This is a genomic window from Salinivibrio sp. ES.052 (assembly GCF_900141775.1).
GTDB lineage: Bacteria > Pseudomonadota > Gammaproteobacteria > Enterobacterales > Vibrionaceae > Salinivibrio.
Map to the genome: position 1 here is coordinate 446,755 of NZ_FSRI01000001.1, position 13,808 is coordinate 460,562.

At 49.5% G+C, this 13,808-nt stretch carries 14 protein-coding genes and 1 other annotated feature; of the genes, 3 read left to right on the forward strand and 11 right to left on the reverse strand.

Translation table 11 applies throughout. The features are described from left to right. Positions 1-2 precede the first annotated feature (2 nt). From hisD to BUQ98_RS02110, 7 genes are all read right to left on the reverse strand, one after another. The gene (hisD, locus tag BUQ98_RS02080) at positions 3-1,319 is read right to left on the reverse strand and encodes a histidinol dehydrogenase (protein ID WP_074212275.1); all 1,317 of its coding nucleotides are present in this window, start codon (positions 1,317-1,319) and stop codon (positions 3-5) included. A 6-nt stretch (positions 1,320-1,325) separates the two neighbouring features. Continuing rightward, the gene (gene hisG, locus BUQ98_RS02085) at positions 1,326-2,222 is read right to left on the reverse strand and encodes an ATP phosphoribosyltransferase (protein WP_074212276.1); all 897 of its coding nucleotides are present in this window, start codon (positions 2,220-2,222) and stop codon (positions 1,326-1,328) included. 34 nt (positions 2,223-2,256) lie between these two features. After that, positions 2,257-2,395: a sequence feature (His leader region), on the reverse strand. A gap of 199 nt (positions 2,396-2,594) precedes the next feature. Then, positions 2,595-2,798 (reverse strand): hypothetical protein, encoded by a 204-nt coding sequence (locus BUQ98_RS02090; protein ID WP_074212277.1) that lies wholly within the window; start codon positions 2,796-2,798, stop codon positions 2,595-2,597. 101 nt (positions 2,799-2,899) lie between these two features. Next, positions 2,900-3,376, reverse strand: coding sequence for a YchJ family metal-binding protein (locus BUQ98_RS02095; RefSeq protein WP_074212278.1), 477 nt, complete (start codon positions 3,374-3,376; stop codon positions 2,900-2,902). Between the two features lie 44 nt (positions 3,377-3,420). Further along, positions 3,421-4,155 carry a UDP-2,3-diacylglucosamine diphosphatase gene (gene lpxH / locus BUQ98_RS02100; protein ID WP_074212279.1) on the reverse strand — a complete coding sequence of 245 codons (735 nt, stop codon included), beginning with the start codon at positions 4,153-4,155 and terminating at the stop codon, positions 3,421-3,423. An 83-nt stretch (positions 4,156-4,238) separates the two neighbouring features. After that, entirely contained in the window at positions 4,239-4,736 is a 498-nt protein-coding gene (locus BUQ98_RS02105) for a peptidylprolyl isomerase (protein ID WP_046075345.1), read from the reverse strand. Between the two features lie 143 nt (positions 4,737-4,879). Continuing rightward, positions 4,880-5,404, reverse strand: coding sequence for a MarR family winged helix-turn-helix transcriptional regulator (locus BUQ98_RS02110; RefSeq protein WP_074212280.1), 525 nt, complete (start codon positions 5,402-5,404; stop codon positions 4,880-4,882). 286 nt (positions 5,405-5,690) lie between these two features. On the opposite strand from BUQ98_RS02110, the gene cysS reads away from it, so the two are divergent. Beyond that, a complete protein-coding gene (gene cysS, locus BUQ98_RS02115) occupies positions 5,691-7,091 on the forward strand; it encodes a cysteine--tRNA ligase (protein ID WP_074212281.1) in 1,401 nt (466 codons plus the stop codon). A gap of 111 nt (positions 7,092-7,202) precedes the next feature. Here cysS and BUQ98_RS02120 read toward each other — a convergent pair whose 3' ends face one another. Further along, complete coding sequence (locus tag BUQ98_RS02120; protein WP_074212282.1) at positions 7,203-8,051, reverse strand: ion transporter; 849 nt, start codon at positions 8,049-8,051, stop codon at positions 7,203-7,205. Between the two features lie 109 nt (positions 8,052-8,160). Then, positions 8,161-8,799, reverse strand: coding sequence for a YchE family NAAT transporter (locus tag BUQ98_RS02125; RefSeq protein WP_074212283.1), 639 nt, complete (start codon positions 8,797-8,799; stop codon positions 8,161-8,163). Between the two features lie 175 nt (positions 8,800-8,974). Here BUQ98_RS02125 and BUQ98_RS17005 point away from each other — a divergent pair, with 175 nt between their 5' ends. Continuing rightward, positions 8,975-9,112, forward strand: coding sequence for a hypothetical protein (locus BUQ98_RS17005; protein WP_175566275.1), 138 nt, complete (start codon positions 8,975-8,977; stop codon positions 9,110-9,112). Between the two features lie 390 nt (positions 9,113-9,502). After that, positions 9,503-12,244, forward strand: coding sequence for a bifunctional acetaldehyde-CoA/alcohol dehydrogenase (adhE, locus tag BUQ98_RS02130; protein WP_256359488.1), 2,742 nt, complete (start codon positions 9,503-9,505; stop codon positions 12,242-12,244). 72 nt (positions 12,245-12,316) lie between these two features. Here adhE and BUQ98_RS02135 read toward each other — a convergent pair whose 3' ends face one another. Together BUQ98_RS02135 and BUQ98_RS02140 are read right to left on the reverse strand one after the other, a co-directional pair. Then, positions 12,317-12,964: an SDR family NAD(P)-dependent oxidoreductase gene (locus tag BUQ98_RS02135; RefSeq protein ID WP_074212285.1), complete on the reverse strand. Its 648-nt coding sequence runs from the start codon at positions 12,962-12,964 to the stop codon at positions 12,317-12,319. Between the two features lie 258 nt (positions 12,965-13,222). After that, complete coding sequence (locus tag BUQ98_RS02140; RefSeq protein ID WP_074212286.1) at positions 13,223-13,735, reverse strand: VC2046/SO_2500 family protein; 513 nt, start codon at positions 13,733-13,735, stop codon at positions 13,223-13,225. Positions 13,736-13,808: the final 73 nt, after the last annotated feature.

The following is a 13,808-nucleotide window of genomic DNA, read 5'->3' on the forward strand; positions in this document are numbered from 1 at the left end:
GCTCATACTAACGAGTCCTCTGAGGCTTGAGTTTGTTGTAGTTTAGTGAGACGAATTTCGACTGCTTGGCGGTGTGCATCCAAGCCTTCGGCCTCTGCTATTCGCATCACTGTCGGGCCCAGTGCTTGTAAGCCGCCTTCGCTTAACTGTTGTACTGTCATTCGCTTATTAAAGTCGGCCAACCCTAAGCTGCTGTAAGTGCGCGTATAGCCATAAGTGGGGAGCACGTGATTGGTGCCAGAGGCGTAATCACCGACAGACTCGGGCGAGTATGCGCCCAAGAAAATCGATCCAGCGTTATCTAACAGTGGCAATAAATCCCTTGGTTGTTGGGTTTGCACAATCAAGTGCTCCGGCCCATAGCGGTTAGAAATCGACACGCACTGAGTGAGGGTGTCGGCAATGATAATCACACTGCTACCCAGCGCTTGCTTGGCAATTTCCGCACGGCTGAGCGTGGTTAACTGCTGCTGCACCGCATCCGCCACTTTCTCTGCCATCTCTGGCGCCGGGGTCACCAGCACCACTTGCGAATCGGGGCCGTGCTCCGCTTGGCTGAGTAAATCGGCGGCAACAAAGTCTGGATCCGCGCCGGCATCGGCAATCACTAACACTTCCGAGGGGCCGGCAGGCATGTCCATGGCCGCGCCATTGGCGGCAAGGCTCACTTGACGTTTGGCCTCGGTGACATAGGCATTACCCGGGCCAAAGATCTTATCCACCTTGGTCACGCTTTGAGTGCCAAAGGCCATCGCCGCCACCGCCTGTGCGCCGCCCAGGGTATAAATTTCATCAATCTCGCACAGTTTGGCACAGTATAAGATTTCATCGGCTACCGGCGGTGGGGTACACAGCACCACTTTACGGCAGCCGGCAATTTGTGCGGGTACGCCCAACATCAATACGGTCGAGGGCAAGGGCGCGCTACCGCCGGGAATATACAGCCCCACGCGGTTAATCGGGCGGGTAATGGATTCGCACACCACCCCCGGCATGGTTTCGACTTTCAACGGCTGCGCTTTTTGCGCACGGTGAAAGGTGCTGATGTTATCGTAGGCTTGGCGCAGGGCGAGTTTGATATCTTCCCCTAAGCGCGCTTCAGCGTCGGCCAAAGTCGCTTTGTCGAGTTTGATGCTATCGAGTTCGACACCATCAAATTTTTGGGTTAATGCTTTTAAGCTTTCATCTCCCCGCTCACGGACATCGGCGATGATCTCCGCGACGCTTGCTTGGGTTTGTGCACCGGTTGTGATTGCAGGGCGGCGCATTAAGCCTTCTTTTTGTGACTCTCCGAGTGATTTCCAGACCACAGTACGCATCGTGATTTACTCCATCATCTTTTCAATCGGCAGGACCAAAATTGAGCTTGCACCTAACTGCTTCAATTTTTCCATGGTTTCCCAGAACAGGTTTTCTGTACTGACCAGGTGTACGGCAACACGGCTTTTTTCGTGCGCGAGGGGTAAAATGGTCGGATCTTCGGCCCCGGGGAGTAGCTCAACGATTTTTTCTAGCGCGTCGCTCGGTGCGTGGAGCATGATGTATTTGGATTCTTTGGCTTGGATGACACCTTGCATGCGGGTGAGCAAGCGTTCAATCAATGCGGTTTTCTCTTCACTGAAGCTCCCTTCACGCTGAATCAGTACTGCCTTGGATCGGAAAATGACTTCGGCTTCTTTCAGGCCGTTGGCCTCTAAGGTGGCTCCGGTTGAGACCAAGTCACAAATCGCATCGGCGAGGCCAGCCCGCGGCGCGACTTCCACTGAACCATTGAGTATACAGGCGCTGAAATTCACGCCCTGCTTGTCCATGTAGGCTTTAAGAATGTTGGGATAGGTGGTCGCAATCCGCTGCTCAGCCAGATCTTGCGGGCCGTTATAGCTTTGGTCTTTGTCGAGAGCGATGGAGAGACGACAGCCTCCAAAGTCGAGGCGGCGCAGCAGTTGATATTGGCTCGGCTCGCCCAGCTTGATGCGCTCAAGGCGTACTTCTTCTAACTCGTTTTCGCCAATCACGCCTAAATCGACCACGCCGTCCATGATAAGGCCCGGGATATCATCGTCACGCACCAGCAGCAGGTCGAGGGGCATGTTTTCGGCGTGGACCACTAAACGTTCACCGGTGTAATTGATTTTTACCCCGCAGCGTTTAAGCAGCTCTTGGCACTCCTTGGCGAGGCGGCCCTTTTTTTGGATGGCGATACGTAAGCGTTGTGTTTGCATGTGTGCTTCCTTGTCTAAAAATGAAAAGCTAAAAAAGAAAAAACCCTCGGAAGACGGTGCTCCCGAGGGTCTGAATCTGTTAGCTGGCTAATGACCGACGGAAGCGCTTTTTACTCGTCTTCCAGTCGAAACCATTCCTCCCGAAAGACTAGTCAGGATGATGGTGGTGATGCATGGTCATTAGCGCTGAAATCATTATTGGTCGTCCGTTATCTAGCGAAATACGCTTTGTGATAAAAGTAAATGCTACAACAAAAAAATTAACTGTTTATGACCATATCAAAATCCGTTTGGATTGCAACCAGTCAAAGCGCGTTTTTTCATGCTAAGTGTTGCTATCGCGATGAACAGCGAGAAAATGAGACTCAGAGGCTAGACATAAATATCTAACTCGCCATCTTTTTTGGGAGTCTTTTCTTTGTGTTCTTGTTCGGCCTGCTGCGTATGATCACTGAGATCATCCAACCGGCGTTCTTTGCGCGCGTCAATGTGTTCTGATTTACGGATCGCCCATACCTTGGTAGGCGGCGCATGCGGCGTGCGATACACAGGACTCAGATTACCAAGCCAATTCATAATAGGTCCTCCTTTGGTCTTACTATTAGTATCGACTAAGGAAAACTGAACTTGATGGTTTTTTAATCAAAAAGAGGTCAGGGTAGGGTTAAAATAGCAGGTTAGCTGCAACACTTTTTAAACTTACGCCCGCTGCCACAAGGGCAAGGATCATTACGCCCTGCTTTGACATGGCCGGGAAACACGCCATCGATATATCGCCACTGAAGCTGTCCATCGATCGTCTCTTTAACAAAACGAGAACGCTCATGCAGACATTGGGGCTGGCCGTCCGCGATAAAGTGGGCTTTAAAGGTGACAAAGCCAAGTTCACCTTGTTGCAACACCTCGCTATCTACGACTTCGAGCGACTGCCACTGGTGCTGGGTCATGGTGGTGATGTCATCACGAAACGATTCGGCGCCACATTCGCTGTGATACGTCTCGACGATAAAGCCCACCAAGCCTTTAGGGTGCGCGCTATAACGAGCACGCATCAATTGCTCAGGATGAGAAGCGTTGGCGGGGTTTTGATGAACGGGCGCGCAGCATTTGTCGTAGGGTTTATTGCTGTAACAGGGGCATAAGTGAGTCTGCATAAACGTCTCGTTGGTAAAAACAGGGTGGTTTCGCGGTTTACAAATTAGCGGTTTGAAAAGTCTCGGGTTTGTAAGTCACAGCCTTGCGGACCACACACTAATACCGAACCGTGCTGATACCAATCGCCTAACACGATGCGCTGGTAATCGTGGCCTTGAGCACGCCATTGGTGCACATGAGGACGATGGGTATGGCCATGAATCATATGGCGCACATCCGCTTTATCTAACTGCCGTTGTACCTCTTGCGGGGTGACATCCATAATCGTTGATGACTTTTGCTGATTGGCATTGGCACTGCCGGCGCGCATTTTGGCTGCAATACGACGCCGCAACGCTAAGGGTAAGCACAAAAATACGCGTTGTAACCAGCGCTGGTGGACCTTGCGACGAAATGCTTGATAGTCAGCATCCGCCAAACATAGAGTATCGCCATGGAGAATGAACGTCGGGGTACCATATAAATCAATGCAGGTATGCTCATCCAACAATGTGATGCCTGTCTCACGGGCAAAACGCTTGCCGATTAAAAAATCACGATTGCCATGAATAAAATACACAGGTACGCCGTGTTGCGTGAGTGTCGAAAAGGCGTCTTTGATTTGCTGATGAAAAGGGCTGTTGTCGTCATCACCAATCCAAACCTCGAATAAATCCCCCAGCACATACAGGGCGTCGGCGTTTATCGCTTCTTGCGTCATAAATCGTTCGAAGCAGTCAGTGATATCTTGCCGCGTCGGGCTTAAGTGTAAATCAGCGATGAAGAGGGTATGAGACATGCGTTGGTTTTATCATTAATAGAAAGCGGGTCGCGACGAAAAAGAAAGGGTAGCCTTGGCTACCCTTGCTCGATAGTGTCACTTCAGTCTTCAATAGTCACGCTATTGATCAACACTTCTTCGACCGGGACGTCCTGGTGAACGTAACCCCAGTTACCGGTGGCAACGCCTTTGATCTTGTTGACCACATCCATGCCTTCAACCACTTCGGCAAACACACAGTAGCCCCAGCCATCTGGCGTCTTAGCTTTGTGATCCAAGAACAGGTTGTCATTGACGTTGATAAAGAATTGCGAGCTTGCTGAGTGCGGCTCCATGGTGCGAGCCATCGACAAGCGACCCGTCAAGTTGCTGAGGCCGTTATCTGCTTCGTTTTTAATTGGCGCACGGGTTGCTTTTTCTTCCATGCCAGAGGCCATGCCACCGCCTTGGACCATAAAGCCGTCAATCACGCGGTGGAACAGGGTTCCGTCGTAAAAGCCGTCACGGCAGTATTGTAAAAAGTTCTCGACCGTAGCCGGTGCTTCGTCTGCAAACATGCGAAGTTTGATGTCACCGAACGTGGTATGAAGAGTCACCATGATGTAATCCTGTCATTGGCTTGGCTAAAAAGGATCACAGATTTTAGCCGAAAGTACTCGCTGATCAAGCAAAGATCCCCTGGATGTGGAATTAATCATCATTCCTGAGTCGTCCTTATCTCAGGCGAGCCGGGAAAAAGCGATTAAGACACGGGCTCAACATGTGCGAGTAATTTTTTAAGCAACACGGCGAGTTCGGCTTGCTCGTCGGCGGTGAGGCCAGCCAAGAGCTGGTGTAAATTGTTGGTATGATCCGTCACCGCTTTATCGATTAATCCCATACCCGCGTCTGTCAGTGAGACATAGACGCCACGGCGGTCGTTGGGATCAGGGCTGCGAGACACCAAGCCTTTTTGCTCGAGGCGATCGATACGGTTGGTCATTGCGCCCGAAGTAAGCATCAAGGCATCGAGCAGCTGGTTGGGTGTTAATGTATAGGGCGAGCCTGCACGACGTAGAGAGGCCAACACATCAAACTCGCCAGGGTTGAGATTATATTGGCCAAATACTTGTTGCAGTTTGGGGTTAATGTTGCCCAATACCCGCGCCAGTCGGCCAGTAATCGCCATCGGACTGGGGTCGATATCTGGGCGCTCGTCGTGCCATTGGCGTAAGATGAGGTCAACTTTGTCCTCTTGGGGAGCGGAAGGGGTTGCGTTATCAGTCATGATTCTGCCACATCGGTTAGTCTCAATAAGATCGGTGAGTGCCAATCAGTCAGTGGGCCAGTTTGCCCAATAAATACTTATCGATAAAGATTCTTTATTGAAAAATAAATGAATAGACTTAAAAAGCTCAAGCGATAATCTCGGTTTTAGTAGTAACTTGTGAACCCTATCTTGGTGTCTCGATGCGCCAGACGGGTGTGAGGCGCTTGCGTCAAGCTAGCATAAAAGGTGTAATAGCGGATTCATCTTACTATTTGTCACTATCGTAACGAGTAATCAAATCATTATGTCGACGCAAACCCCCCCGTTAAAGATTTACAACTCATTGACGCGAGAGAAAGCTGTCTTTCAACCCATCACGCCAGGAAAAATCGGCATGTATGTGTGTGGGGTGACCATTTACGATCTCTGTCATATCGGACACGGGCGCACTTTTGTTTCGTTTGACATGATTGCACGTTACTTACGCTATCGCGGCTTTGAGCTGATCTTTGTCCGCAATATCACCGACATCGACGATAAAATCATCAAGCGCGCTGCTGAGAATGGCGAGAGCTGTGAGTCGCTGACTGAACGCCTGATCGGTGAAATGTATCAAGATTTCGATGCCTTAAACATGGCTCGGCCTGATATCGAACCGCGTGCAACGGATTATATTGACGAAATCATTGTGCTGGTGGAAAAGCTTATTGAGCGTGGATTCGCGTATGTGGCAGATAATGGCGACGTGATGTTTGAAGTTGCCAAATTCAATGAATACGGCAAGTTGTCTAAACAAGACTTGGATCAGCTCCAAGCGGGGGCACGCATTGATGTGGAAACCGCTAAACGTAGTCCCCTCGACTTTGTAGTGTGGAAAATGTCGAAACCTGGCGAGCCAACGTGGGAATCCCCTTGGGGCCCAGGCCGCCCTGGCTGGCACATTGAGTGTTCGGCAATGAACTCGGCGATTTTGGGTGAACATTTTGATATCCATGGCGGCGGCTCTGATTTGCAGTTCCCGCACCATGAGAACGAAATTGCTCAGTCCTGCTGTGCGCATGATACCCCGTACGTGAATACCTGGATGCATAGCGGCATGGTGATGATCGATCGGGAGAAAATGTCCAAGTCGCTCGGAAACTTCTTTACCATTCGAGATGTACTTGAGCATTACGATGCGGAAACCGTGCGTTACTTCTTATTGTCTGGGCATTACCGCAGTCAGCTGAATTACAGCGACGAAAATCTAAACCAAGCGCGATCGGCTCTAGAGCGCCTCTACACCTCGCTTCGCGGTTTAGACACCCTGGCCACACCTGCGGGTGGTGAGGATTACGTGACGCGCTTTGAGGCGGCGATGGATGATGACTTCAATACCCCAGAAGCCTACTCAGTGTTGTTTGATATGGCGCGTGAGATTAATCGCCTACGAGCAGATGACATGGTGGCGGCGTCAGCTTTAGGTGCACAGATGCGTAAACTGGCTACTGTGCTGGGCTTGTTAGAGCAAGACGCGGATAGCTTTTTGCAAGGTGATGCGGGTGCGGATGATGAAGTCGCCAAAATAGAAGCCTTGATTCAAACGCGGAACGATGCCCGTAAAGCAAAAGATTTCGCAGCAGCGGATGCCGCGCGCGATGCACTGACGGCGATGGGGATTGTGTTAGAGGATGGCCCACAAGGAACCACTTGGCGTCGAAAATAAGCTGGCTAATCATCAATCAACTAGCAAATAAAAACGGAGCTCACTTGCTCCGTTTTTTAATGTCTTCACCAATGGGTAATCAGATGTTTTAACCGTCATGGACGACAGACTTTAAAGACCAGGCTGCACCACGCGTTTGTCGCCTTCGGGCAGCTCACTACCACAATGTTTGCAAAAGTCAGCATCAGACTCGTGTCCCCCTTTGGAACAATTTGGACACTTGACTAGCTGACGGTGCAGCGACATTTGTTGGCCGATTTCAGCGGTAATGATCCCGGTAGGCACGGCAATGATAGAATACCCCATCAACATGGTAAAAGAGGCTAGCGCTTTACCGATGTCGGTCTGTGGGATGAGGTCACCATACCCCACGGTTGTCAGCGTCACAATCGCCCAATAAATCGCATAAGGAATACTAGTAAAGCCATTCTCCGGCCCTTCAATTACGTACATCAGTGCGCCAAATACCGTGACGAGAATCATCACCGTAGAGAAGAAAATCAGTACCTTGCGTGATGACATGATCATCGAGCGCATTAAGATATTGGAATCTTCCAAAAAGCGCATCAGTCTCAGTACACGGAATATGCGTAATACGCGAAGCAGGCGTACCACCATCATATACGTTGTCCCTGGGACAAACACTGCGATATAAGTGGGAAGAATGGCTAGCAAGTCCACCACGCCATAAAAGCTGCGCGCATAGGCTGACGGACGAGGTGAGCAGTAAAGACGCAGCAAATACTCGATGGTGAATATGCCCGTGAAGCCCCATTCAATCCAATACAGCCATTGTGACCATTGAGCATGAAAGCTGGCAATTGACTCCAGCATCAATACCACCATAGATGCTAGAATCATCACGATCAGTGCTAAATCAAACACTTTTCCGTGCCGAGTCTCGGTACCAAATATGGTAGTGTACAGGTAATGCTGGAGACGGCTTTGTGACTTATTCATTCGCTCTCCTTGCTAAAAATTTTCCGTTATTGAGCCGTAAAAAAACCGGCACTGCAACTGTCTGCCTGCCGGTTCTATCACTACGCGCCTAAGGCGGCTTATCGCATGTTTAGTTAAGGCCTGGGAACAAAGCGCGCATGCCAGAGGCAATAAACTCAATGCCTAATGAACCAAGAATAAGACCCATAATCCGCGTGATGACATTGATGCCGGTTTGTCCTAAGAATTTCACCACTGTGGGCCCGACTTTAAACAGGCCCCAGATCCCAGCCGCGAAGATAACCAAAGTGGAAATGAGTGTTACTGTGCTCCAAGTACCAGGGTACTGAGAGCCATACACGATTGTCGAACTAATGGCACCAGGGCCAGCGAGCAACGGCATGGCCAGTGGCACGACGCCTACTTGTTCACGACTGATTGTCTCTGACTGTTCCTGCTTGTTTTGTTTTCCTTCCCCCAGTTTACCATTCATCATAGTGAAGGCGATGCTGAGTAGCAGCATGCCCCCGGCGACGCGGAACGAATCCAGTGAGATACTGAACAAGTCCAATAACATCTGACCGGCAAGTAGGGACACAATTAAGATAATCGCCACCGCGGTGGCTGCAATATACGCCGTTCGATTACGCTCTTGCTGATCAAGATGCGCGGTTAGGGCAACAAAAACGGGCATGATACCGATAGGGTTAACGGCGGCAAAAAGCCCGACAAAAAACTGTACAAAAATCATGGTATCGAAAAAGGCCATGGCGATTCTCGTAATGCTGTGAGGAAGTCCAGTTTCTCTCGGGTGAGTAGATGGAGTCAGTATAGCGACCTCAGCTTAAAAACCAACCGCTTAACCCTGCATTTTCTGCAAGCAGTGATTGCGGATTTGATGAGGCCATGGCTTGTAAAAAAAGTTAGATTGATGGTTAAGCAAGATGGCCAGAGCAAACTATACTCAGCCATTAAACTGCGGCTTTGGTGGTCGTGTTTTGACCGTCTATGCTGGTGAATGTGACTGGGGGCTTGAAGCTATCGGCCATCATCGCCAGTGGGTTAAACGGAAAAAGCAGTGATGTAGCGGTATGAAAGTAACAGAGGTAAATCCTTAATGTGTTTTCTTTTTTATGGCTTTCGCTAACTTTTTGTTGAAAAAATAATACAAATCCACCGTTTTTGTTGGTCTTCCATGTAAAGCCTGTGTTACTTTGGTGAAAATTTTAGACACGATTATAGTGTGCTACAGTGGCAATGAACCCACTGTTTATGGGGGTTAAGAAGCAAATTCGTCGTTATTGATTTGATAACAAATGATCGAGATCAAGTTGTTCTTGCTGTGAAAACTTATACTCAGTTCTGAAAGTTATTTACTAAATGCGACACCTTAACGGACCAAGGTAACCATCGGAAATGCCAACTAAGGTAAGTAAAGATGGCTGAAAGCAGTTACTAAATGATTTTCAAATATGAACCAGGAGACAACTATGCCTGTCACTAATATTGCTGAACTCAACGCGATGGTTGAGCGTGTCAAAAAGGCACAAAAAGAATTTGCTACCTACTCACAGGAGCAAGTCGATAAAATCTTCCGTGCTGCATCGCTCGCTGCAAACAATGCGCGTATTCCTCTCGCTAAACAAGCCGTTGAAGAGTCAGGCATGGGTATCTTGGAAGACAAAGTCATCAAGAACCACTTCGCCTCTGAGTTTATCTACAACAAATACAAAGACGACAAAACCTGTGGCATTCTGGAAGAGAATGACGAGTTCGGTACCATGACGATCGCTGAGCCTGTCGGCCTGATTTGCGGTATCGTTCCAACCACTAACCCAACGTCTACTGCGATTTTCAAATCACTGATTTCACTAAAAACCCGTAACGGCATTATCTTCTCGCCACACCCACGAGCGAAGAATTCAACCAATGATGCCGCGAAACTGGTACTTGACGCAGCGGTTGCTGCTGGCGCGCCAAAAGACATTGTCGGCTGGATTGATCAACCGTCAGTTGAGCTTTCTAACGCATTGATGAAGCACGACGACATTAACCTGATTCTAGCGACTGGTGGCCCAGGTATGGTGAAAGCCGCTTATTCGTCGGGTAAACCTGCGATTGGTGTCGGTGCAGGTAACGTGCCTGTCGTTATTGATGAAACGGCGGATATCAAACGTGCTGTCGCGTCTGTTCTGATGTCAAAAACCTTCGATAACGGCGTGGTTTGTGCGTCCGAGCAAGCGGTTATCGTGATGGACGAAGTGTACGATGAAGTGAAAGAACGCTTCGCGTCTCACAAAGGCCATGTATTGAGCAAAGCAGACGCCGATAAAGTGCGTAAGGTGCTGCTCATTAACGGTAACCTCAACGCTGATATCGTGGGCCAAGCTGCGACCAAAATTGCAGAGATGGCCGGTGTTAGCGTGCCATCAGATACCAAGATCTTGATTGGTGAAGGTCTGGAAATCAGCATCGAAGAAGAGTTTGCTCACGAGAAACTCTCTCCAACTCTGGGCATGTTCCGTGCCAAGAGCTTCGAGCACGCGGTCGACATGGCATGTAAGATGGTAGAAATGGGCGGTATCGGCCACACCTCTGGCTTGTATACCAACCAAGACGTTAACCAAGATCGTATCAGATACTTCGGTGACCGTCTGAAAACGGCGCGTATTCTGGTGAACATTCCAACCACGCACGGTGGTATCGGTGACTTGTACAACTTTAACGTTGCACCGTCGCTTACATTGGGCTGTGGCTCATGGGGTGGTAACTCTATTTCTGAGAACGTTGGGCCTAAACACCTAATGAACAAGAAAACCGTAGCGAAGCGAGCTGAGAATATGCTGTGGCACAAACTACCAAAATCTATTTACTTCCGTCGCGGCAGTCTGCCCATTGCACTGGGTGACTTAGAAGACAAAAAACGCGCCATAATCGTGACGGATCGTTTCTTGTTTAACAACGGTTATTCAGAGCAGATCGAATCAATGCTCAAGGCGCAAGGCATGGACGTGACCACTTTCTTCGAAGTGGAAGCGGATCCAACGCTAAGCGTGGTACGTAAAGGTGCTGAAGCGATGAAGAGCTTCCAGCCTGACGTGATTATTGCTCTCGGTGGTGGTTCACCGATGGACGCAGCGAAAATCATGTGGGTCATGTATGAGCACCCAGAAACCGCCTTTGAAGAGCTGGCAATGCGCTTTATGGATATCCGTAAACGTATCTACAAATTCCCGAAAATGGGTAAAAAAGCAGAACTGGTTTGTGTGACAACCACATCAGGTACCGGTTCAGAAGTGACGCCGTTTGCGGTTGTGACTGACGACGAAACCGGTGCGAAATACCCACTGGCCGACTACGAGCTGACACCACAAATGGCGATTGTTGATGCCAACCTGGTGATGAACATGCCGAAGTCACTGACAGCCTTTGGTGGCTATGATGCGATTACGCACGCTTTGGAAGCGTATGTGTCGATCCTTTCTAACGAATATTCAGAAGGGCAAGCACTGCAAGCGCTCAAACTGCTGAAAGACTACCTGCCAGCGAGCTATGCACATGGTGCTAACGACCCAATTGCACGTGAGAAAGTGCACAATGGTGCGACAATTGCTGGTGTCGCGTTTGCTAACGCCTTCTTGGGTGTCTGTCACTCAATGGCGCACAAAATCGGTGCTGAGTTCCACTTGCCGCATGGTCTTGCGAACGCATTGCTGATTTCAAACGTGGTTCGCTTCAACGCCAATGACAACCCAACCAAGCAAACTGCATTCTCGCAGTACGACCGCCCACAAGCACGTCGTCGCTATGCTGAGATTGCAGATAACTTGGGTCTGGCTCAAGCGGGTGACCGCACGGCTCAGAAAATTGAGCGCTTGCTAACATGGCTTGAAGATATGAAGCTGAAGCTAGACATCCCAACCTCTATCCAGGCGGCGGGTGTACCAGAAGCCGACTTCATGGCCAAACTGGATGAGCTTGCTGAAGAGGCGTTTGATGACCAATGTACGGGTGCTAACCCACGTTACCCACTTATCAAAGAGTTGAAAGATGTGCTGGTTGCGTCTTACTACGGGAAACCATACGTAGAATGTGAAACGTTTGAAGGCACCACGGTTATCAAGAAAAAAGATGACCGACCAGCCGCCGCGCCGACTAAAACGGCCAAAGCTGACGCGAAAGCTGAGAAAAAGGACCAAAAAGCAGACGCCTAATCTCACTTAGGCAACCGCTTAACGAAAAAGACCCGCTCCGGCGGGTCTTTTTGTATTCTCTTCTTTACTTCTTTACCCACTCGCTTCCAACAACCGGCCGTTAAATGAGTCATTGGAGACAATATACTCCGCGTTACGGATTAACTCATCATCAAGCTCACCAGAGCCTCGGCGACGATGGCGCGGCACAATGCCTCCCACGCGAATTTTGAGCCCGGAAAGCTCTTTGGCCCAACGTTGGGTTAAACCGCCAATCATGGCATTGGCGACCGTATCTGGAGTGAGGTGGATACCAGCAATATTGATAATCACGCCGGGTCGGCCACGTTGATGCATGCATTCAGCGGCATGTTGAACCACAAGGTAACTTTGGGATGTGGTATCGGTGATCGACTTAGGTACATCGCACCATGTGCCATTGTTAAATAAGCTGGGCAATATATCGCCTTGCCAGTGATTAATGAGTACATCAATCCCCCCAAAAAGTTGGGTGACTTGTGTGAATGCATCATGGATAGAAGCCGGTTGATTATTGGCTAAACAAACAGGTTGGACACGTCCTGCATAAGGGCGACATTGATCAGCGCTTAGACGGAGTGCTGGCCACTCGGTATCGAGTAATGCAACGTCTGCACCGAGTGAGCAAAAGTGCTCCGCCATTGCGCGTCCAGACGGAGAGCCGCCTCCGGTGATGACGACCACTGCGTTATCGATCTTCATGGTCAATTCCTCACTATTATCAACCTTTTAACTAAGTCATGGTGACCTTGATTGCCCAAGAGTCCACGTAAAAATGACAGCTTACACACACCTTATTCAAGCGTGGGAGAATAATACTGGACCATAATTACGTGGACTGCGAAAAAAAGGCTCAAAACGTCAGGCAGTATGGCAAAAAGATTATCGGGAATTTACAGAGGATCACAGTTTGGCAAAGGATCAGCGAATGTCATCAAGATCAACTTGCGATCTTACTCACTATGCACTTACACGCATTTTGTCGAAGCAATGAGAAGTGGTGAGTTTTTCATACAAGGTCGCAGGATTAAATGCTGGGCGGGTTGGATCTGGATGCGCTAAATGGCGACGTTCGTGACCCGATAAATTGTGATAAACCGCTTCGTCAAAGCCATGAGTCCCTTGTGGAGGGTAATGCATCGCTGCAGGGGCAAGTTGAAAGCGTAGATTGGCACTGGCAATACCGCCACGATGAAAGGCATCGGCTTGGGCACCGGCACGGAGATAGTCTTCTTCATTGCTGGCAGCCAGCGGTTGTGGCGCCGCTAACTGGAACTGCTGACGCAAGACCTGATCGTTGCTGATCGGGTTATTGGTTAGTGTCAGCGGCGTTGATTCATTCGCATCACCGGAGAGCAAGGCCACCATCAGGGCAAAGTCGGAACGACGCCCTTGCACCACCGCATGGTTTAGGTTATCCCCAAACTGGACGTCGCTAATGAGCTGTGCTTTGTCGATGGTATGGATGGTCACTGCGGTTACCCTAATAATGACGTGGATAATGGTCGTGTTTAATAGGGTATCGGCAGTGTACGATAAACTTTAG

Coding starts and splice junctions, on each gene's coding strand:
- hisD (WP_074212275.1), bottom strand. CDS start 1,319: ATGCGTACTGTGGTCTGGAAATCACTCGGAGAGTCACAAAAAGAAGGC.
- hisG (WP_074212276.1), bottom strand. CDS start 2,222: ATGCAAACACAACGCTTACGTATCGCCATCCAAAAAAAGGGCCGCCTC.
- BUQ98_RS02090 (WP_074212277.1), bottom strand. CDS start 2,798: ATGAATTGGCTTGGTAATCTGAGTCCTGTGTATCGCACGCCGCATGCG.
- BUQ98_RS02095 (WP_074212278.1), bottom strand. CDS start 3,376: ATGCAGACTCACTTATGCCCCTGTTACAGCAATAAACCCTACGACAAA.
- lpxH (WP_074212279.1), bottom strand. CDS start 4,155: ATGTCTCATACCCTCTTCATCGCTGATTTACACTTAAGCCCGACGCGG.
- BUQ98_RS02105 (WP_046075345.1), bottom strand. CDS start 4,736: ATGGTGACTCTTCATACCACGTTCGGTGACATCAAACTTCGCATGTTT.
- BUQ98_RS02110 (WP_074212280.1), bottom strand. CDS start 5,404: ATGACTGATAACGCAACCCCTTCCGCTCCCCAAGAGGACAAAGTTGAC.
- cysS (WP_074212281.1), top strand. CDS start 5,691: ATGTCGACGCAAACCCCCCCGTTAAAGATTTACAACTCATTGACGCGA.
- BUQ98_RS02120 (WP_074212282.1), bottom strand. CDS start 8,051: ATGAATAAGTCACAAAGCCGTCTCCAGCATTACCTGTACACTACCATA.
- BUQ98_RS02125 (WP_074212283.1), bottom strand. CDS start 8,799: ATGGCCTTTTTCGATACCATGATTTTTGTACAGTTTTTTGTCGGGCTT.
- BUQ98_RS17005 (WP_175566275.1), top strand. CDS start 8,975: ATGGCCAGAGCAAACTATACTCAGCCATTAAACTGCGGCTTTGGTGGT.
- adhE (WP_256359488.1), top strand. CDS start 9,503: ATGAACCAGGAGACAACTATGCCTGTCACTAATATTGCTGAACTCAAC.
- BUQ98_RS02135 (WP_074212285.1), bottom strand. CDS start 12,964: ATGAAGATCGATAACGCAGTGGTCGTCATCACCGGAGGCGGCTCTCCG.